The following is a 20,037-nucleotide window of genomic DNA, read 5'->3' as shown; positions in this document are numbered from 1 at the left end:
ACGATGAGCACCGACATCACGCAAGCCACCGAAAAGACGCCGACCGACGCGCCCGAGACCGCCGGCGGCGGCGGCGGCGGCGGCGGCATCTACCGCCCGCTGACCGATATTGTCGAGACCGATCAGGGTGTCTCCATGATGCTCGAAATGCCTGGGGTCGCCGCCGATGCGGTCGAAATCACACTCGAAAACCGCGTGCTGACGATTCGCGGCAAGGTTGAGCCGATGCGGCCAGAAAACCTGGAACTTGCCTATGCCGAATATGGCGAGGGTGATTTCGAGAGGGCTTCACGCTTTCCGAGGATTTCGACCCCGACAGGATCGAGGCCGAGATGCGCGGAGGCGTCCTCACTTTGACGCTCCCCCGAGCCCCTGAAGCGCAGCCAAAAAGGATCGCCGTCAAAGGCGCCTGAAAATCGAAGGAGACACCATCATGCAGATCAAGGACCTGATCCCCTGGGCGCGCAAGGACGGCGCGCCAGACGCCAAGAGCAGCGAAGACGACTCGATCGCGACGCTCCAGCGCGAAATGAACCATGTGTTCGAGAACTTCTGGAACCGGGTCGGTCAGTTCGAATGGCCCTGGGGCAGCGGCGAAGCCAAATCTGACATGGTTGAGACCGACAAGGCGATCGAAGTGTCGATCGAGCTGCCCGGCATGGAGATGAAGGACCTCGAGGTGACGGTCAACGATGACATGTTGACTGTGAAGGGGGAGAAGAAGATCGAGCGCCAAGAGGAGAAGAAGGGATACTATCTCTCCGAGCGCAGCTACGGCGCGATCTACCGGACAATTCCGCTCCCCCCCGGTGTGGATGGCGAAAAGGCGCAAGCATCGTTCAAGAACGGGGTTCTGACGATCAAGCTGCCCCAGACTCCCGAGGCGCAGGCCAAGGTCAAGCGCATCGAGGTCAAGAACGGCTGATTTGCCACATGGGGGTCGCCGGTTTGCGGCGTCCCCTCCGCTCCGTGCGATATCGCACCGTCTGGCAAAGCCCCGGGGAGCCTGTCTCTCCGGGGCGGCTTTCTAGAGGCAATCATGAAAGACTCGCAACGATCCGGGCTGACCCGTGAACAATGGTCGGCGATGACGCTCTACGAGAAGTTCGAGCAAGTTGTCATCTTCGTCCTCAGCGTCATCATTGCGGCGATCATCGTGGCGTCGGTCTGGGCGCTGATGCGCGAAGTCGTGAACCGCTTGCTTCTGGGGGCATTCGACACGCTCGACTACGCCACTTTCCAAGTGGTGTTCGGCATGATCTTCACCGTGGTGATCGCGCTCGAGTTCAAGCGCTCCCTTCTTGTTGCGACCGAGCGCAGCTTGGGGATCCTCCAAGTCCGCACGATCGTGCTGATCGCGCTCCTCGCCATCGCGCGCAAATTCATCATCCTGGACCTCAGCGAGACGGAATCATCCAAGATTGCAGCACTCGCGGGCGCGGCGCTTGCGCTCGGCGCTGTCCACTGGCTGGTGCGCGATCAGGACCGACGCGAACTCGGAGGCCACGAGACGCGCTGACCAATACCTCCGCCAGCCACCGCCTGCTCAATTTCGTGCAATCGGCGCTGCTGCTCGGGCTCATCAGGTCATTCACTACTGACCCGCCGATCCGAAGCGGCGCGAGGCGCTCGGATCGACAACTCGGCCGTCATCATGGCCCGACCCCGGCCATGATGAAGCGCGCTCTGGCAAATGGGCAACGCGTCGCGATGCGGTAACAAGCGCCGAAGTGCGGTCGTTACATGCCGATAGCGGCACGGACCAGGGCCGCCTGGCCCAGGCGCTTACCAGCGGAGTGTGTCTGGCCTCGTCGCGCGACCCAACGGGAAAATGGTTTTGGTCTAATGCTGGAAAAATATTTCATAGGTGCCGAACATCGGGCCAGCCTGGCCGCTGGATGTATTGAGTCGGAAATGCATTCCTCTGTTACCCGACTGTGATGAACCCAGGGGCCGCACGGGCGTATAGGGCAGGAAGACTGAATTGAAGAACAAGAATATTCACGCGACGACGCCGATCACCGATCATGGGCATACGGGACCGTCCGCTTTCGTGCAGGTTCGCGGCGCGCGCCAGAATAACCTCAAAAATATTGACGTCGATGTACCGCGCGACGCCTTCGTGGTGTTCACCGGCATATCGGGCTCGGGCAAGTCATCGCTCGCGTTCGGCACCCTTTATGCCGAAGCCCAGCGGCGTTATCTGGAATCTGTTGCGCCCTATGCCCGTCGCCTGATCGACCAGGCCGGCGTGCCGGAGGTCGACGCGATCGACGGTTTGCCGCCTGCGGTCGCGTTGCAGCAGCAGCGCGGCTCGGCCAACGCGCGATCCTCGGTCGGCAGCGTGACGACGCTCTCCAGCCTGGTGCGGATGCTCTATTCGCGCGTCGGCGAATATCCGCGCCATCAGCCGATGCTCTATGCGGAGGATTTCTCCCCCAACACGGTCGCGGGGGCCTGCCCGACCTGTCACGGCATCGGGCGCGTCTATGACGCGACCGAAGAAACGATGGTGCCCGACGACACGCTGACGATCCGGGAACGCGCAGTCGCCGCCTGGCCGGCGGCATGGCATGGCCAGAACCTGCGCGATATCCTCGTGTCACTCGGCTATGACGTCGATACGCCGTGGCGCGACCTGCGGAAAAAGGATCGCGACTGGATCCTCTTCACTGAAGAGGCGCCGACGGTGCCGGTCTATGCGGGCCTGACGCCCGAACAGACCCGGACGGCGCTCAAACGCCGCATGGAGCCGAGCTACCAGGGCACCTTCACCGGCGCGCGCCGCTATGTGCTGGAAACCTTCGCCAACACGAAAAGCGCGCTGATGAAGAAGCGCGTCTCGCAATATATCATCGGCCGCGATTGCCCGACCTGCGACGGCAAGCGCCTGAAGCGCGAAGCCCTGTCGGTCAAATTCGCTGGCCTCGATATTGCCGAGTTCGGCGACCTGACGATGCTCAAGCTGAAGGACTTGCTGATGCCCGTCGCGCATGGCGCGTATGGGGCGGTCTCAGCCCCCTCAAAGGGCCATGTTCTGGAAAAAGCGGCCCGCGATGCAGCGGTCGAACAACGGGTTGCGGCGGGCGGCTCTGCGCACAAGAGCGCGCCCGACGTACGCCGCACGCCCAATCTCTCCGACGAGAAGCGGATCGCCGCCCAACGCCTTGCCTGCGAATTGATCGAGCGGCTCGAGCCGCTGATCGATCTTGGCCTCGGCTACATTTCGCTCGACCGCAGCACGCCGACGCTCTCCTCCGGAGAGCTGCAGCGCTTGCGGCTTGCCACCCAACTGTCGTCACAGCTTTTCGGCGTGGTCTATGTGCTTGACGAGCCTTCAGCAGGGTTGCACCCGGCAGATGGCGAAGCCTTGCTCACTATCCTCGAACGTCTCAAGGCGGCGGGTAACTCCCTGTTCGTCGTCGAACATGATCTCGACGTGATCCGGCGCGCGGAATGGCTCGTCGATGTCGGGCCAGGAGCCGGAGAAAAGGGTGGTGAAGTCCTCTACAGCGGGCCGATAGAGGGGCTTGCCCACGTCGAGACTTCGATCACCCGCCGCTACCTGTTCGCAGAGCCGCTCCGCAGTGAGCGCACACCGCGCGATCCCAAGGCGTGGCTACGCTTGGAAGGGATCAGGCGTAACAATCTTCAAGGTCTCGACGTTGAGTTTCCCATCGGCTGCTTCACCGCTGTCACCGGCGTTTCGGGATCGGGCAAATCCAGTCTTGTCAGTCAGGCGCTGCCCGAGCTCGTCACGGAACACCTCGGCGGCTCTCCGGTGGCCGAGGAGGAGGATATCGATCCTCTGCTCGACGTTGCTCAGAACGATACTGAAGGACGCATTGTCGCGGGCATGGAGCATGTTCGCAGGCTAGTGCGGGTCGATCAGAAACCGATCGGCCGCACGCCGCGCTCGAACCTATCCACCTACAGCGGCATGTTCGACCATGTGCGAAGGATCTTCGCTGATACGCCGCTCGCCCGCCGGCGACACTATAGCCCGGGCAGGTTCTCGTTCAACGTCGCGCAAGGTCGCTGCCCTGTGTGCGAGGGCGAGGGATACGTCATGGTGGAGCTGCTGTTCCTGCCGAGCGTTTTTGCGCCGTGCTCGACCTGTCATGGCTCTCGCTACAACCCGCAAACGCTCGAAGTCGAATGGAACGGGCGCAATATCGCCCAGGTGCTCGAACTGACGGTCGACGATGCGTGCGATTTCTTCGCTGACGAGGCGTCTGTGATGCGCTCCCTCGACGTGTTGCGGGAGATCGGTCTTGGCTATCTGAGGCTCGGACAGCCGGCGACCGAGCTGTCTGGCGGGGAAGCGCAGCGCATCAAGCTGGCGGCTGAACTGCAACGCGCTCAACGCGGCAACACGATCTACATCCTCGACGAGCCAACTTCGGGGCTTCACCCCTCCGATGCGGACCGGCTGATGCAACATCTGCAGGGCCTCGTCGACGCCGGCAATACGGTTGTAGTCGTAGAACATGACATGCGCGCCATCACACAGGCAGACTGGATCATCGATCTGGGACCGGGGGCCGGGGAAGACGGTGGCCGTATCGTTGCCAGCGGCGTCCCTGGCGTCGTTGCGGAAGCGGAAGGCAGTCTCACCGCCCCCTATCTTAAAGCGGCGCTGTAGGTCGTGAACCTAGTCGGTATCCAGGTCGCAAGAACAGCAGAGCTAGTGTGGTGGCGGTCGGTCGGCTGGGACCGTCCGGTAACGGTCGGGAGGCCACGAGGGGACCGAACCTGGAGTCGACTATGTGAAAGAACCCGGACCCTACAATGGGTCAAGCCTAGAAGCCTATCGGAGCCGCCGAGGAGTTCACCGCGGTTGACGCGACTTAACATTTGGATGCTCGTCCGGCGCGCCGTGGTCGTCTGATACGCGGCGTAGCGGATGACCATCATCAGCGGCCATCCGCTACGCCTGTCTCGCGTGGACCTTCTTCCGTGAGCGGGCCTCAAATGGTTTGCCGAGGCCGCCCCGTCTTTAGTTGCCGGCTGCGAGCCCAGCGCTCACGCCTGCCGCGACTTCCTCTATGAGTTTGGCACAGAAGGCGGGTAAATCATTGGGGTCGCGGCTTGTGACAAGGCCGTTGTCGACTACGACTTCGTCATTGACCCATGTACCGCCGGCGTTCTCGATATCGACCTTCAGCGTTGGGTAGGACGTCAAGGAACGCCCCTTAAGCACGTCAGCCTCAATCAATGTCCAAGGTGCATGGCATATAGCCGCAACCGGTTTTTTTTGATCGAAGAAAGCCCGGCTGAAACCAATTGCCTCGACGCTGCCGCGCAGCTTGTCGGCGCCGACAGTCCCTCCGGGCACAACAAGTCCGTCGAAATCGTCGGCTTTGACCTCGGAAAACGTCTTGTCGATAGTATAGCTGCCGCCCTCGTCAAGATCGCTATTGACTGTGCGAGCCTTGCCCGGCTCAAAACTGACCACGGTCACTTTGCCACCAGCGTCCTCGACAGCTTGCTTGGGCTTCGAGAATTCTGGTTCTTCCGTCCCGCGGGGTGCGATCAGAATGGCAACTGATTTGCCTTCCAAAGTCATAATTTATTTCCTATTCCGTCGAAAACTAAGGTCAGGCGCCCGGCTTGAGCACGACCTTCGTCCAACCAGTATCGCGCTCGTCGAAATGCTTGTAGGCGTCTGGCGGATGCTGTCCCATGGATTGGTGTAGCTGGCGCTGATCGTCACGGTGATGCTCGGCGCGGGCCTGCTTGATCAGGATGCCACGGCGGGCAGGCTAATGACGGGATCATCGCCTATCGCTGCGATGGTTTCCAGCGTCATGTATCGGGCGCGTTGGACCGCCCATTCGTCGTTCTGTTCCAGCAGCAAGGCCCCGACCAGGCGGATGATGGCCTCGTCGTTGGGGAAGATGCCCACGACATCCGTGCGGCGCTTGATCTCACCGTTCAGGCGCTCGATCGGGTTCGTCGAATGCAGCTTGGCCCGGTGCTCCTTTGGGAAGGACATGTAGGCGAGGACGTCGTGCTCGGCGTCATCCATCAGCGTGGCCAGCTTCGGCACTTTGGGCCTGATCTGGTCGGCCACGGCGCGCCACTGGGTGCTGGCGGCCTCGGCGGTGTCCTGGGCAAAGGCGGTGGCGATGAAGGCCGACACGACCCTGCGCCCGCTCTTTCCGGCATGGGCCAAGGCGTTGCGCTGGAAATGGACGCGGCAGCGCTGCCATGTTGCGCTGAGAACCTTGGAGACAGCGGCCTTGATGCCTTCGTGGGCGTCCGAAATCACCAGCTTCACGCCCCGCAGGCCGCGCCGGGTCAGCTTGCGCAGGAACTCGGTCCAGATCGGTTCGGCCTCGGAGGTGCCGATTTCCAGTCCCAGAACCTCGCGCCTGCCGTCAGTGTTCACGCCGATGGCGATGATGACAGCCACCGACACGATCCGCCCGCCACGCCGGACCTTGAGGTAGGTGGCGTCGATCCAGACATAGGGCCAATCGCCTTCGAGCGGGCGGTTGAGGAAGGCCTTCACCTTGCCGTCGATCTCTTCGCACAGGCGGCTGACCTGGCTCTTGCTGATCCCCGACATGCCCATGGCCTTGACCAGATCATCGACGGACCGCGTCGAGATGCCCTGGACATAGGCCTCCTGGATCACCGCCGTCAGGGCCTTCTCGGCCATGCGCCGCGGCTCGAGGAAGCCTGGAAAGTAGCTGCCCTTCCGCAGCTTCGGAATGCGCAGCTCGACAGTCCCGGCACGGGTCTCCCAGTCCCTGTCGCGATACCCGTTGCGCTGCGCCCGGCGTGCGGGGTCCTTCTCGCCGTAGGCCGCGCCCGTCACGGCGCCGACCTCCAGTGCCATCAGCCGTTCGCACGAAAAATCCACCGCCGACCAATGCCTCTGCGGGTGACTCCCATCGGATGCTCATGCGACACTGTGCTTCCGTGCCCGTCATTGGAGGAAAGGAATATGGCGCGTTACATTCTTGACTTGCAGAGCCCCGATCCCGGCATCACACCCTCGGAGACTCTCGCTGCAGAGTCGGACGATGAAGCGATAGAAATGGCTCGCCTTCGGCTATTGCTCACGAACGACTTCGCCGTCGTGAAGGTTCGACGGAAGGACCGGGTAGTCGGCACGTTTCGGCGCGATAGCGCCGCTCTCGATTTCACACCAGGCCCCTAAGCTGCGGGTCGTCGTGGCGATCAGCCGACGGCCGTCCTTTTCGGGAAGGCGCGGACGAGATCCGCGACGGCTTCCATCGTGTAGGGTTTGGCGATGAAGTGACCCCGTTCCGGCAGATCCTCCGGAGCCGGACGTTCCCTGCCGGAGGTGACGATCAGCTGAACGTCGGGCCTTTGCCGATGAACCTGGGACGCCAACGCCATGCCGTCGCGCGGGCCCGGCATGTTGATGTCGGTAAACAGGACCGAGATTTCAGGATGACGCTCCAGTATATCGAGCGCTTCTTCGGTCTCGGCCGCCTCGTATGTTTGGCAGCCGATATGATGAAACGCCTCGGTCGCGTCCAGACGCAGCAAGGCTTCGTCATCGACGACCAGAATGACCTGCTGCGGGGTGATGAGGGCGACCATCCTCACACAACCGGGTCTGACAGCCCTTGTTCCATATGGTTTTGTTCCGAGATTGCATGGCGCCCTTGAAAGCACATCCCTCCAAGCCAGAGACGCGTCAGGACGACGCATGTGAGGATGCGGCGCCCGGGGAATGCCACGTGTGGCCGCTAGGCTGCCGGCGCCTCCGGGCGGTTGATGCGGCCGAGGAAGAGAATGGCGCCGGTCTCCTTGTCGCGGATCAGAAAGAGGAAGGGGTGGTCGGCGCGGAAGGTCGGTGGCGGCGTCACAGGCGCGCTCGTCTGTTCGACGGCGATCCCGGTGGCCGCAGCCGCTTCCGTCCCCTTCTCATCGATCCTCAAGAAGGTCTTGTGCACCACCTGGCCGATCGCCAGAGGGGCGTCGGCGATGCCACGGAAGTCGGCGCCATCGGCGAAGGCGATCCCCATGCCCAGCATGGTCAGTTGCGGGATAAGATCGTAGCTGAGCGCCGTCTCGGTCTTTGGAAGATAAAGCAGGACCCGCCGAGGCTCCTCCTCATCAAGTGCAATGAGCCAGCCCGCAAGATTGGCGCTGAGTTGAGCCTCCACGTCCGACAGGCCGCCGCGCGTGCGCGGCAGGATCACAGTCATCGACAGCCGATCGCCCCTATAAGGGAGATCGATGGCCTGCAAGGCCCCGGTTTCCAGCAGGCGCAGGTACCCACGCTGATACATCATCGGCGTCGACAGGCGCGAGCCATCGGCCCGGTAGAATGTTTGGTCGCTTGTGTTGGAGGCGTTGAACGGTTGGGCCCAATCACCCAGGAAATAGACCGCGTTGGTGACGATCAGGCGCGTGGCGTCGTTGATGCTGGAAGGGCTGAGCAACTCCGGGATGCGCCTGCGCGTCTGTCCCGAGACCCAGGCGTTGATGCGCCCGGCCGCCTCATCAGGCGCGTCCCGAAAATCCACGGGCCGGGCCAGGGCGCCGTAATCCCGCTGGACGCTCTCAACGAAATCGGGTTTGAGGCCAAAGCCGTCCTGCACCCACACCGCGTTGGCGACGCTGAGCGTGGTCTGTCCGTCCTCGCGCTCGAGCGAACGCAACAGTGCGCCCAGGTCTGCGTCGAGCGAGGGGCTGTCGGGGAGACTGAGGCTGCTCAGGAGGGCTGTGCGCGTCTGGCCCCGGGCTCCCGCCGAGACCACCCCGAAGGCCCCCATCAGGCTGACCGGAGAGATGACGACATTGTCGTCTCCAGCGCGCAACTGGTCGTAGAGCCTCACGCCGAGCGTTTGCCCGCTGAGATCGGCCGGCGCGTTGACCGCGGGCGCATCGGTCAAAACAGGGTCATCGGGAAGAGATGCCGGAGCCGTCGTGCAGGCGGACGCCGCCAGGGCGAAGGCGGCCAGGGCTGCAGAGGCCCCTAACCGCGCAACGTCGCCCTGTCGCCGCCGGACCATCAGTCCCTCAGGCTTGCCGGGACCTGCCCGCCGTTCTCGGCCAACTTGGCCCAGACCGCACCGGAGAGGGCGATGTTCTGCTCCGCGGATCCGTGAGGACCGGCATGCACGCCGAGTTCCTCCGCAAGGTCCTTGCGAGCGGCGAGACTGGAGTCGAGATCCAGCAGCTTCAGGAGGTCGACGATGGAGGTGCGCCAGTTGCCGCCGCCGCCCTTCATCTCCGCCATCTGGGACAGGACCTGCTCGACATCGACCGGTTGGGAAGCGACAGGGGCCGCCGTCGGCTGCACAGGAGGGGCTTGAGGTGTGGGCGCCTGGGGCGCCGCCGGCGTCTCAGGCTTCTTGTGCCCTGTGATCTTGTCCCAGATTTTTCCGAAAATACTCATGATCGACCTCGATGTGCGTGTGTTGGGATCCCGGGCGCGGATCGCGCCCGGGGTCATAGGGATCAGCGTTGGACGACAACCAGTTCGGTGCGGCGATTCTCCGCCAGCCCGCCGGCCGTGGCGTTGCTGTCGACCGGGTTGGTCTCGCCACCCGAAAGCGACTCGATACGTCGTCCATCCACGCCTGAAGCGATCAGAGCCGACCGCACCACATCCGCCCGAGCCTGGGCCAGCGTGCGATTGGCGGCATCGGACCCGCGTGCATCGGCGTAGCCGTAAAGCCGGACGTGCGCGTTCGGATAGCGGCTGAGGACGGCGGCCACGGCCTGGATTTCGGGCCGATCCTGAGGACGGATCGTGGATGCACCCGTATCGAAGTTGACGCGCTCGAAGGCGAAGGTCCGCGGCGCGGCGTCAGTTCCGGCGAGATAGGCGTCCAGGCCTGAGACGCCGGCGGGGCTGGCGGGACCCGCGGTCGGCGGCAGAACGGGACCGGTTTCGACGGGGAACGCAGCGGCGTCCCTCACTGCCGGATCGACCGCCGCACGATCATCACCGCAGCGCGTGAGCAGGAGAAGCAGAAGCAGAAGGACCACGGCTCCGATGATCCACGGAAGGTATTTACGCCAAGAGGGCGCCACAGGATCCAGGCGGGGATCGCGATCTCGGTTGTCGGTCATGTCGGGCTCCTTGTTGGAAGCGAAGTCAAAAGACCGGGCCGCGAAATGCGGCCCGGTCCGGGAGGGTTATTGCGGCGGGATCTTCGTGACCTTGTCGGCCCACATCTGAGCCACTTTGCCCGCCGCGTCGCGTCCGCCGAGACCAAAGGCCAAGGCCGCGGCGACCGCCGCGGCTCCCAGGATCAGGCCGAAGGCGAGAAGAACGATGTCGTCGGCGATGCCCATGAAGCGCAGGCCCATGGCCGTCGCCAGCGCGATCGTGGCCCAGCGGACCAAGGTCGACGCGAAACCGTCGGCGCCGCCAGTCCCCTTGTTGATCAGGTTGGCCAGAACGCCGCCGATCAGGACGCCGGCGGTGATGATGATCCCGCCGACGATGACATGACCCGCCAGCGCCAGGATCTCCTGGAGGGTGACGGCGATCGTGCCGAACTGCAGCAGCTTGGCGGCCTCGACCGCGGTGAAGGCGACGATCGCCGCCATGGCGATCTTGCCGACGATGGACGACGGCGTCAGGGCCTTGGGCGTCTCTCCGCCGAGCGCCCGAGCCGTGGCGGGCGTGACGTCGCCGGCATAGGGCGCGGAGGCAGGAACGGGTTGGGCCGGCGTCTCGGCAGTGGCCGTGAGGCTGGTCAGGCTGGAGATGCTGCGATCGAAGCCGGTGGCCGGCAGGATGCGTTCGATCAGCTGGGCGACCCAGCGACCGATGAACCAGCCTACAGCGAGGACGATGGCGGCGGCGAGGACGTGGGGAATCGCCGCCAGGACGGTCGAGAGGACGGCCACGGCGGGAACCGTGAGGGATTCGATGCCGAGCTGTTCCAGGGCGGCGATGGTGATCGGGATGAGGATCAGGACGAACACCAGGGTACCGATGGCCGTGCTGACACCGGTCGATCCGGTCGCCTTTGTCAGACCGGCCTTCTCAAGCCAGCGATCGGCGTTGGCGGCCTGCAGGGCGGCCTCGACGACCCGCCTGGCCAGGGTGGCGACGACGAAACCGATGAAGAAGATCAGGACGGCGCCCAGCACGCTCGGGACGAAGGCGGCGACCTGGGTCAGAAGGGTGTTGAGGGGGGTGACGACCTGGCCGAGGTTGAGGACGCCGAGCGCCGCGACGACGCCGAAAAGCAGGATCAGCCAGAAGGCGACGTCGCCCAGGCTAGCGCCGATAGAATGTTTGGGATTATCGCTGGCGGTCGCTTTCGAGGCGCCCGGAATGCGGTTGATGCCCTTGGCCAGCGCCCATTTGACGGCCTTGCCGATAAACCAGGCCGCGACCAGGATGACCAGGGCTCCGAGCGCCTTGGGGCCCATTCGTAAATGAGCGCGTTCCAGCCGATGAACTCGTAGTTTGCCGTTTGCATTCAACCCTCCACGACGCTCCCTCGCAAGCGTCGCCGAACTAACGGTGCAAAGCTGAGGGGGTTCCGCCTGGCGATGGCTTTCACGCGGGGAACCGCCCATAAGCAGTCGGGTTGGTCGATCGCTACTCGTCGCTCACAGTTCTGGATTATGATGTTCATTCGCGTCATCCCGCTTTCACTGTTGGTAGGGCTGGCCGCCTGCGGCGCGCCGTCTCCTGACCAAGCGGCTCGGCCGGAACCTGCGCCCGTCGCTGTCGCTGCGCCAGAGCGTCCGATGGCCGCGGGCCTGTCGCGGCAGGCGATCGAGGCCGCGACATTCGAGCCGCCGGCGAAGCTGTCGCCTTCTAACGCGCCCGCGGCGACGCCAGGGTCGACGCCGCCTTTTGCAAGCACGCCGACGCAGGTCCCAGCGGGTGAGGACGTCGTTCCCACGACACCAGCACCGACCGCAGCCCTGATCCGGGCGCAGATTCTCCTGGATCGCTCGCCCTTTTCGCCCGGAGCCATCGATGGTCTGGACGGGGAAAACATGCGGCAGGCGATCGCGGCCTTTGAGACCGCCAATGGTCTGACCGTCGATGGGCAGCTCGACGCCGAAGTGTTCAGCCGCCTGGCGGCGGACAGCCGGCCCGTACTGAGCGACTACGTCATCACCGCCCAGGACCTTGCAGGTCCCTACATTGGGGCCCTGCCGGACGACCTTGAGGGCAAGGCGCGGCTGACTGCGCTCGGATACGCCACGCTGAAGGAAGCGCTGGCGGAGCGGTTCCATATGACCGAGGCCCTATTCGACGCCCTCAATCCCGGCGTCGATCTCAGCCGGGCCGGGCAGACCATCGTGGTGCCGGCGGTGGCGACGCCGTCGCTGGCCGAAGTCGTGAGGATCGAGGTCGACAAGACTTCCAGCCGGGTCACCGCCTTCGATCGCTCGGGCGGCGTCCTCGCCGTCTATCCCGCCACCATCGGCAGCAGCGAGCGGCCGGCGCCGACGGGGAACCTGAAGGTGGTCGGCGTGGCCAAAGCGCCCGACTACACCTACGACCCGTCGCGCCTGAGCTATAGCGATGGGAAACAGAAACTGGTGGTCGCCGCCGGGCCCAACAATCCGGTCGGCGTGGTCTGGATCGACCTGTCACGCGACACCTACGGCATCCACGGTACGCCGGATCCCGAACTGATCGGCAAAACCGCGTCCAATGGCTGCGTGCGCCTGACCAACTGGGACGCACAGCAGCTGGCGGCGGCGGTGAATCCCGGCATGGATGTGATCTTCCGCAACTGATCCGCCGCCCCGCACGCCACAGCTAAGGTCTTGATTTCCTGACACCAACCTTACGCTGATGCGTTGGAGCGCTGAGTAGGGAGATTTCGACCTTGACCGCGACATCCAAACTTCGACTGTCCTGGGACGCCTTTCGGACGAGAACCCTGGCGCGCGCGGGGGTTCGGGCCGGGGAATGGCGCGACTGGGTCAAGGCCAACGATCCCGTCTACAACAGCTTTCGTCATCCCGGGCGGACGGAGAAGATCGCAGCTTCGATTGTGATGCTGCTGATCGCCGCGATCGTGATCTTCTTCCTCCTGTTCGACTGGAACTGGCTGCGCGGGCCGATCGGCCGGTGGGCCTCCGCCAAATATGATCGCGAGATCGCCTTGCGCGGCGACCTGGACGTCAAGTTGTTCACCTGGGCGCCTACGGTGATCGTCAACGATCTGAAGTTCGGCGGCCCGCAGTGGGCCAAGTCGCGCGACACCGCCACAGTCTCGCGCATCGAGGCCTCGGTCCGACTGCGCAAACTGTTCGCGGGCCAGATCGAGATGCCTCTGCTCTCCTTCACCCAGCCCGAAGTCTATCTCCTCGCCACGAAAGACGGTCGCCAGAGCTGGGAACTTGAGCCGAACAAGCCCGACACCGGCGAAGGCATGAAGCTGCCGGTCATCCAGCAACTCATTATCCAGAACGGCCATATCGTCATAGACGAACAGAAACGGGGCCTGACCCTCGACGCCTCTGTCGACGCCCGCGAGACCGCCAACGACGACGACGCCGGCTTTGTTCTGGCCGGCGAGGGCTCGGTTAATCGCTCGCCCCTGACGCTGCGGATCGAGGGCGGACCCTTCATCAACATTCGCCGTGACCGCCCGTATCACTTCAACGCCCTGATCGAGGGCGCGCGGTCGAAGTTGACCGCCGACGGCGCGGTCACCCGACCCTTCCACCTGGGCCAGTTCACCTCAACCCTGACCCTCCAGGGGCAAGACCTCAGCGACCTGTACCTGCTGACCGGCGTGACCCTTCCCAATACCCCGCCCTACCGGCTGGCGGGGGCGTTGAAGCGCGACGACAGCACCTGGACCTTCAACGACTTCACCGGCCGGGTCGGGTCGTCCGACCTGTCCGGAGACGTCAAGGCCGAGACGGGCGGCCGCCTGCGGGTGGAGGCGCAACTCGCCTCGCAGAGGCTGGATATCGACGACCTCATGGCCATCTTCGGGGCCCGGACCCAGACGAATGCGGCCGGCACCAACACCACCACGGTCAGTTCGGGCGCGCCGGGCAAGCTGTTGCCTGACGCCACCTTGAACGTCGATCGCTTGCGGACGATGGACGGGAGCCTGACCTACCGGGCGGCTTCGGTGAAGGCCAACGAGATGGACATTCGTGCAGTGCGTCTGGGCGCAGAACTTGAAGCCGGGGTCCTTAACCTCAATCCGGTCGCCTTTACCTTCAATCGAGGAAGCCTGACCGGAACGGCGCGGATCAACGCCGCGCGGGACATGCCCTACAGCGCCATGGACTTCCGGCTTACCGGCTATCCGCTGGAATCCATCGTGCCTGCGAAGAATGGCACGGCGCCGATCACAGGCCAGGCCACCGGGCGGATGCGCCTTGAGGGACCGGGAAACTCGATCCATCGGTTCGCCGCCGCGTCGAAGGGTTCGGTCAGCCTGGTGGTGCCGAACGGAGAGATGCGCTCAGCCTTCGCCGAATTGCTCGGCATTAACGCCAGCGCGGGACTGCTCAAGCTGCTGCGCGGCGACCAGTCCAAGGCCGACATCCGCTGCGCTGTCGCCGACTTCAACGTCTCCAACGGCGTCGCCCGGGCCCAGACCCTCGTGGTCGATACGGATGTAGTTCTGGCCAAGGGCTCGGGATCGATCAATCTCGGAGCCGAGACACTCGACCTGAAGATCGACGGCGACTCCAAGAAGCCGCGTCTGCTGCGGCTCTGGACGCCCATTCTGGTCAGAGGATCGCTGACCTCGCCGCAAGTGGGTGTCGATACGGGTCAGCTAGTGACGCAGGGCGGTCTGGCGGCCATCGTCGGCGCTGTCGCGGCGCCGGTCGCGGCCCTGTTCGCCTTCGTCGACCCGGGGCTGGCCAAGGACGCTAACTGCGGCGCGCTTATCGCTAGCGCAAAGTGAGCCACTGGACGGGACGCGGGACCCTGCGCCGCGAATGAGCAAAAGGTTCTCGAGTACGGAGCGTCTACGTCGCGACCATTCGATCGCCAACTACCCGGCCGGACGGGACTGACGTGACCCCCTGAAACTCCTCCAGGAATAGCTAGAGTCCGCCCCAACGAAGGACGGACAGAATGAAGCGATCACGGTTCACGGAAGAGCAGATCATCGGAATCTTGCGCGAGCAGGAGGCCGGTGTCCCGGTGGCGGACCTGTGCAGGAAGCACGGGCTGAGCTCGCCGACCTTCTACAAGTGGAAGGCCAAGTATGGCGGCATGGACGTGTCGGAGGCCCGTCGTCTGAAGGCGCTGGAAGACGAGAACGCCAAGCTGAAACGGATGCTGGCGGACTCGATGCTGGACAACGTCGCGCTGAAGGATCTGCTGGGAAAAAAGTGGTGACGCCCGCTGCGCATCGAGAGGCGGCGGCGCACCTGCAGTCGGCCTACGAGATGAGCGAACGGCGGGCCTGCCGGGTGCTGGGCGTTGATCGGACGAGCGTGCGCTATCAGGCGACACGACCGGACGATGGCACCCTGCGCGATCGGCTGAAGGCCCTGGCCCAGGAGCGTCGGCGGTTCGGCTATCGTCGTCTGCACGTGATGCTCCGGCGCGAGGGCCATGCGGTCAACAAGAAGCGGGTCCAGCGGATCTACCGCGAGGAAAAGCTGACGGTGCGTCGGCGCGGCGGGCGCAAACGCGCGATGGGCACAAGGCGGCCGCTGGAGATTCCTCTGGTCGCGAACCAGCGCTGGTCGCTGGACTTCGTGTCCGATCAGATGACCGACGGGCGGCGCTTCCGCATCCTGACGGTGATCGACAACTGCACACGTGAGTGCCTCGGACTCGTCGCCGACACCTCGCTGTCGGGCCGGCGGGTGGCGCGCGAACTGGACGCCATCATCCTGCGACGCGGGCGCCCCGAGACGATCATCAGCGACAACGGCACGGAATATACGTCCAACGCCATCCTGGCCTGGGCCGACGGCACCGGCGTGGGCTGGCATTACATCGCGCCGCGCAAGCCCCAGCAGAACGGCTTCAACGAGAGCTTCAATGGCCGCCTGCGCGACGAACTGCTGAACGAGACGCTGTTCCGGTCCCTGCCGCACGCCCGTGCCGTGCTCGAAACCTGGCGGCGCGACTACAACGAAACCCGGCCGCACTCGAAGCTGGGATGGCTGACGCCGCAGGCTTACGCAGATGCGCTCAACGGACAGATCGGCCGGTCCGCTGCGCTGGTTGAAGGCTGCGCTGACCGGCCTCTTGCCAACCCCACCAACCCCAGTTCAGATCAGCAAAGGACTCTCGTTATGGCTGGATGAGAAACGGGGGTCACGTCAGTGGGCACCCTCGCCAAGGTCTGCCAGGGCCCGAGGACCATCTCAAATGAACGACCGATTCTATGTGCTATTTCTCATAATCGCGTTTATGTCGAAAAACGCATAATCAGAATTTATGTTTTAAATCGCATAAATATCAACTATGCTAAACCTCCTCCGTGTCCCAGACGCCGTGGTACTGGATATACTTCACCTGGTCCCGAGTGATGGAGAAGGTGGTCGGGGTCTGTGGGAATGTCCATTCCCAGTAATATTCGTAGACGAAATCTTCGGTGTCCCACGCCTGGGCGCTCGTCTTGCCTTCGACGAGGTCAAGGAAGCTCTTGCCTTCCATCTGCGTGGGCTCGGCGACGCCGGCCGCCTCCAGGAAGGTCGGCGCCAGGTCAAGATTGCGCACAACGGCGGAATTGACCGCACCCGCCGGAACGCGGCCAGGCGCATAGACGACCATGGGCACCCGCACCGACGGCTGGTAGGCGTTGCGTTTATCGATCAGGCCGTGGTCGCCGAACAGGAAGCCGTTGTCGCTGTAGAAGACGACCATCGTCGTGTCTTCCAGGCCATTGGCGCGAAGATAGGTCAGGATTCGTCCCAGGCTGTCGTCGACCGGGGTCAGGGTCCGGTAGATGTCGCGCACCTGCTCTCTCAGATCGCGATCCGTGTGATACGGGAAATCCGCGCCATGCCAGCTGTTGCGCTGGTTTCGCACCCACACCGGTTTTCCCCGGTTGTTGTCTGGCGTGTCCGCCATCGACGCCGGCAGTTGGATGTCCAGATCGTCGTACTGATGCGCATACCGCTCCGGCGGCACGGCGTCGGAGTGCACCGCCTTGTGTGACAGATAGAGGAAGAACGGCTTGGAGGGATCGCGCCCGCGTTCAAGCCAATCCATGGCGTAGTCGGTCAACTCATCGGTGATGTAGCCTTGCCGAGAAACAGACTGGCCATCCACGTTGAGCGTCTGCCTTTGGCCGGCCGCGACCTGGGCGGGGGACAGCATGTCTGTGGCGAAATAGGTCCCCTGCCCTTTGAAACTGACCCATCGGTCGAAACCGGCCCGGGGCGCGTCAGTGTCATTGCCCATGTGCCACTTGCCGAAGAAGGCGGTCTGGTATCCGGCCTGTTGAAGATATTGAGGGAAGAAGATCAGCCCCTCTTCCGAAGAATGATTGTTGTCGATGACACGGTGGTTGCGCGCGGTCTGCCCGGTCAAGATGGTCGCGCGACTCGGCGAACACAGCGACGACGTCACCACCGCATTGGGGAAGTAGGTTCCGTTCTGCGCCAGATAGTCGATGTTGGGCGTTTGCAGTCCCGGCGTCAGAAACCCCATCGCGTCGAAACGTAGATCATCGACCAGGACGAAGACCATGTTCATCGGCTGCGTCTGTTTCGCCTCGGGCCGAGCTGGGGTGGAGACTGCGATCGGCCGTTGCGCCGCCGCAACTTGGTCGGCCAACGCCGGCTGGGCTGCGAGACAGGTCGCGGCGAGCATGACGGCGCGAAGCCGTTTCAAGGTCGAGTTCATGGACGTCTCGTCAAAATGATGGATCAGGCCGCGCGAACCACGCAGCGAAAGCCGATGTGGCTGGTGGAGGAATCGACCGCTTGCGGATGTCGCGCGGCGGGGCGGTAGCGGCGGCAGTAGTTGTCTGCACAAAGGTGGGAACCGCCCTTGAGCACCTTTCGCCCTTGTCGATCATGCGGAAGGGTTGGATCCAGGCTGTCCTCGCGGCGCGGTCCGCGAGGATTGACCGGGGCGCAGCACGAAGGCGTCTTGCCGGCGGATGGACTGGCTAGGGCGTACCAATCGGCGGTCCATTCCCAGACATTGCCGATCATGTCGAACAGGCCGTATCCATTGGGCGGAAAGGCGCAAACCGGGGAGGTCGTGCGAAACCCATCCAGCACGAGGTTCTCATGCGGAAAGGCGCCCTGCCAATAGTTGGCGAGTATTTGGCCCTCCGGCTCCAACACGTCGCCCCAGGCGTAGTCCGCTCCGTTCAGCCCCCCCGGGCGGCGAACTCCCACTCCGCCTCGGTCGGCAAGCTCTTGCCCGCCCAGGCGGCGTAGGCCTTGGCGTCCGCGAAGGCGATCTGGGTCACGGGATGATCCTCGCGCCCCTCGACCGAACTGCCAGGTCCCTCGGGGCGGCGCCAATCGGCCCCGAGGCGAAATCCCACCAGTTGCCAGGATTGTCGAGACGAACGGGAGACGCGGGGCTGTTGAAAACGAGAGAGCCGGGATGGTCCAGAGCCGGATCCATGCCTGGATAAGCCGCTGGATCCGGCGCGATCTCGGCCAAGGTGACATGGCCCGTCTTCTCCACGAAGGCCGCGAACTGGGCGTTGGTGACGGGGGTCTCGTCGATCCAATACGGACCGACGCGCACGGGCCGCAGCGGCGCCTCTTCGGGATAGAAGGTCTCGCATCCCATGACGAAAAGACCGCCTTCAAGTCGGCGCATGTTTGAAAGTCGGTCGGCGTCCGACGTTTTCTGCCGACGCGATTTGGAAGCTGACAAAGCCTTGTCCTTACTCTTGCCGACAGTCGGCGACAGGACCTTTTCGGAGCCCGAGACAAACGCCAAACGCTTCCTACCGATCGACTGTCAGTTTATCGCTAAAACACATGGGCGGCGCAGGTTGTCAAATACTTCGACGCCCCACCCATTGACGATTGCGTGCGCAGGAGCCACGCCACTGCTGATGAAGGATGTCCGATCAGCCTTACGATCGCCCCGGCGCTCCACCCAGGCCGTCACCATGCAGGACGTGGCCGATCGGGCCGGCGTCTCGGTCATGACCGTGTCCAATGTCCTGACCGGGAGGAAGTTGGTCAGCGAGCCGACCCGCGCGACCGTGTTGGAGGCGATGGAGGCGCTTCGGTACGTTCCGAATATCGCCGCTCGCAGTCTTGCGAGCGCAGCACCGGAACGGATCGGCGTCCATTTCCGTGACGTGGAAAACGCGTTTCTCAGCGCGCTCGTCATCGGCGCGGTGAACGCCACGTCGCGGCTGGGCGCTCAGATGCTGGTTGGACGGTGGAGCTCGGATCCGGAGGCCTCGCCTCTCAACGTCCTGCGCCAACTCGTGCGGAGCGGCGCCCAGGGCGTCTTGATGGCGCCCCCCTTCTGCGAAGCCCTGACGGTTGAGGAGATGGCTGAGTTTCCGAACGTCGCGCTGATCGGGCTATCGACCGGCGAAACGCTTCCACGGCTGGCCAGCGTTCGAATTGATGATCGTCAAGCGAGCTTCGACATGACCAGCCGGCTCGTCGCCTTGGGCCATCGTCGCATCGGCTTCATCAAGGGTCCGCCTAACCACCTCAGCAGCGGAACGCGCTTCGACGGCTACCGGCAGGCGCTCCAAAGCGCGGGGCTCGAATTCGAACCCAGCTTCGTAGCCGAAGGCGAGCTGACATTCGATTCCGGCCTGATCGCCACGGCGAAGTTGCTGGGCGGAACGGTCCGTCCCACCGCCATTTTGGCGTCCAACGATGATATGGCCGCCGCCGCGATCAACATCGCCAAGGAAGGTGGATTGCGCGTACCCGAAGATCTGTCTGTTGCGGGTTTCGACGACAGTCCGCTCGCAATCCGGGTCGTGCCGAAACTAAGCTCCGTCAGACAACCAGTATCGCAAATGGCGGAGCAGGCCATACGCCTTCTGATCGATCAGATACGCGACCCCGGCGGTGCACAGGCGATGGTCACCCATATGGTCGACCACCAACTGATTGAACGCGATTCGACCGGCCTCGCGCCCGGCCACTAGCCGTGACTGTATCCGGGCG

15 protein-coding genes and 3 pseudogenes are annotated in these 20,037 nt (G+C 63.8%); 8 read left to right on the top strand and 10 right to left on the bottom strand.

Annotated elements, in window-relative coordinates; genetic code table 11:
- Positions 1-3 precede the first annotated feature (3 nt).
- From JKF87_RS12320 to JKF87_RS18520, 4 genes and pseudogenes are all read left to right on the top strand, one after another.
- A pseudogene (locus tag JKF87_RS12320) lies at positions 4-413 on the top strand (Hsp20/alpha crystallin family protein).
- A 20-nt stretch (positions 414-433) separates the two neighbouring features.
- On the top strand, positions 434-925 hold the full coding sequence (locus tag JKF87_RS12315; protein WP_201100186.1) for an Hsp20/alpha crystallin family protein: 492 nt from the start codon (positions 434-436) through the stop codon (positions 923-925).
- A gap of 114 nt (positions 926-1,039) precedes the next feature.
- A complete protein-coding gene (locus JKF87_RS12310) occupies positions 1,040-1,519 on the top strand; it encodes a phosphate-starvation-inducible PsiE family protein (protein WP_035284124.1) in 480 nt (159 codons plus the stop codon).
- Positions 1,520-1,984: 465 nt separating this feature from the next.
- The gene (locus tag JKF87_RS18520; RefSeq protein ID WP_275945256.1) at positions 1,985-4,645 is read left to right on the top strand and encodes an excinuclease ABC subunit UvrA; all 2,661 of its coding nucleotides are present in this window, start codon (positions 1,985-1,987) and stop codon (positions 4,643-4,645) included.
- 354 nt (positions 4,646-4,999) lie between these two features.
- Here the strand turns inward: JKF87_RS18520 and JKF87_RS12300 are convergent, their stop codons facing one another.
- From JKF87_RS12300 to JKF87_RS12270, 7 genes and pseudogenes are all read right to left on the bottom strand, one after another.
- Positions 5,000-5,569, bottom strand: a complete 570-nt coding sequence (locus JKF87_RS12300; RefSeq protein WP_201100185.1) for a type 1 glutamine amidotransferase domain-containing protein — start codon at positions 5,567-5,569, stop codon at positions 5,000-5,002.
- A 174-nt stretch (positions 5,570-5,743) separates the two neighbouring features.
- A pseudogene (locus JKF87_RS12295) lies at positions 5,744-6,871 on the bottom strand (IS256 family transposase); the annotation flags it as partial.
- A gap of 320 nt (positions 6,872-7,191) precedes the next feature.
- Positions 7,192-7,581, bottom strand: a complete 390-nt coding sequence (locus JKF87_RS12290) for a response regulator (RefSeq protein WP_003167695.1) — start codon at positions 7,579-7,581, stop codon at positions 7,192-7,194.
- A gap of 149 nt (positions 7,582-7,730) precedes the next feature.
- Entirely contained in the window at positions 7,731-8,882 is a 1,152-nt protein-coding gene (locus tag JKF87_RS12285; protein ID WP_201100184.1) for a serpin family protein, read from the bottom strand.
- 119 nt (positions 8,883-9,001) lie between these two features.
- Positions 9,002-9,388 (bottom strand): DUF3597 domain-containing protein, encoded by a 387-nt coding sequence (locus JKF87_RS12280; RefSeq protein ID WP_003167697.1) that lies wholly within the window; start codon positions 9,386-9,388, stop codon positions 9,002-9,004.
- A gap of 62 nt (positions 9,389-9,450) precedes the next feature.
- On the bottom strand, positions 9,451-10,068 hold the full coding sequence (locus JKF87_RS12275; protein WP_201100183.1) for an OmpA family protein: 618 nt from the start codon (positions 10,066-10,068) through the stop codon (positions 9,451-9,453).
- 66 nt (positions 10,069-10,134) lie between these two features.
- Positions 10,135-11,385: a mechanosensitive ion channel gene (locus JKF87_RS12270; RefSeq protein WP_201100182.1), complete on the bottom strand. Its 1,251-nt coding sequence runs from the start codon at positions 11,383-11,385 to the stop codon at positions 10,135-10,137.
- A gap of 324 nt (positions 11,386-11,709) precedes the next feature.
- On the opposite strand from JKF87_RS12270, the gene JKF87_RS12265 reads away from it, so the two are divergent.
- The 3 genes from JKF87_RS12265 (at position 11,710) to JKF87_RS12255 (ending at position 16,224) form a co-directional block, all read left to right on the top strand.
- A complete protein-coding gene (locus JKF87_RS12265) occupies positions 11,710-12,717 on the top strand; it encodes a L,D-transpeptidase family protein (protein ID WP_236261331.1) in 1,008 nt (335 codons plus the stop codon).
- A gap of 92 nt (positions 12,718-12,809) precedes the next feature.
- A complete protein-coding gene (locus JKF87_RS12260) occupies positions 12,810-14,861 on the top strand; it encodes an AsmA family protein (protein WP_201100180.1) in 2,052 nt (683 codons plus the stop codon).
- Between the two features lie 173 nt (positions 14,862-15,034).
- Positions 15,035-16,224 (top strand): IS3 family transposase gene (locus JKF87_RS12255; protein ID WP_201100179.1). Its coding sequence is split into 2 segments (ribosomal slippage): positions 15,035-15,293 and positions 15,293-16,224, totalling 1,191 coding nucleotides; the frame shifts between segments, so codons are not numbered across the junction.
- Between the two features lie 163 nt (positions 16,225-16,387).
- Here JKF87_RS12255 and JKF87_RS12250 read toward each other — a convergent pair.
- The 3 genes and pseudogenes from JKF87_RS12250 to JKF87_RS12240 form a co-directional block, all read right to left on the bottom strand.
- On the bottom strand, positions 16,388-17,770 hold the full coding sequence (locus tag JKF87_RS12250) for a sulfatase family protein (RefSeq protein ID WP_201100178.1): 1,383 nt from the start codon (positions 17,768-17,770) through the stop codon (positions 16,388-16,390).
- A 23-nt stretch (positions 17,771-17,793) separates the two neighbouring features.
- Positions 17,794-18,425 (bottom strand): annotated as a pseudogene (locus JKF87_RS12245) (SUMF1/EgtB/PvdO family nonheme iron enzyme).
- On the bottom strand, positions 18,344-18,709 hold the full coding sequence (locus tag JKF87_RS12240; RefSeq protein WP_236261329.1) for an SUMF1/EgtB/PvdO family nonheme iron enzyme: 366 nt from the start codon (positions 18,707-18,709) through the stop codon (positions 18,344-18,346). The pseudogene JKF87_RS12245 and the gene JKF87_RS12240 overlap by 82 nt, the downstream one beginning before the upstream one ends.
- Positions 18,710-19,007: 298 nt before the next feature.
- On the opposite strand from JKF87_RS12240, the gene JKF87_RS18350 reads away from it, so the two are divergent.
- Positions 19,008-20,018 carry a LacI family DNA-binding transcriptional regulator gene (locus JKF87_RS18350; protein WP_236261328.1) on the top strand — a complete coding sequence of 337 codons (1,011 nt, stop codon included), beginning with the start codon at positions 19,008-19,010 and terminating at the stop codon, positions 20,016-20,018.
- Positions 20,019-20,037: the final 19 nt, after the last annotated feature.

The sequence above is a fragment of the Brevundimonas nasdae genome (assembly GCF_016654005.1).
GTDB lineage: Bacteria > Pseudomonadota > Alphaproteobacteria > Caulobacterales > Caulobacteraceae > Brevundimonas > Brevundimonas nasdae.
This window is presented reverse-complemented; position numbering and strand designations above follow the sequence as displayed.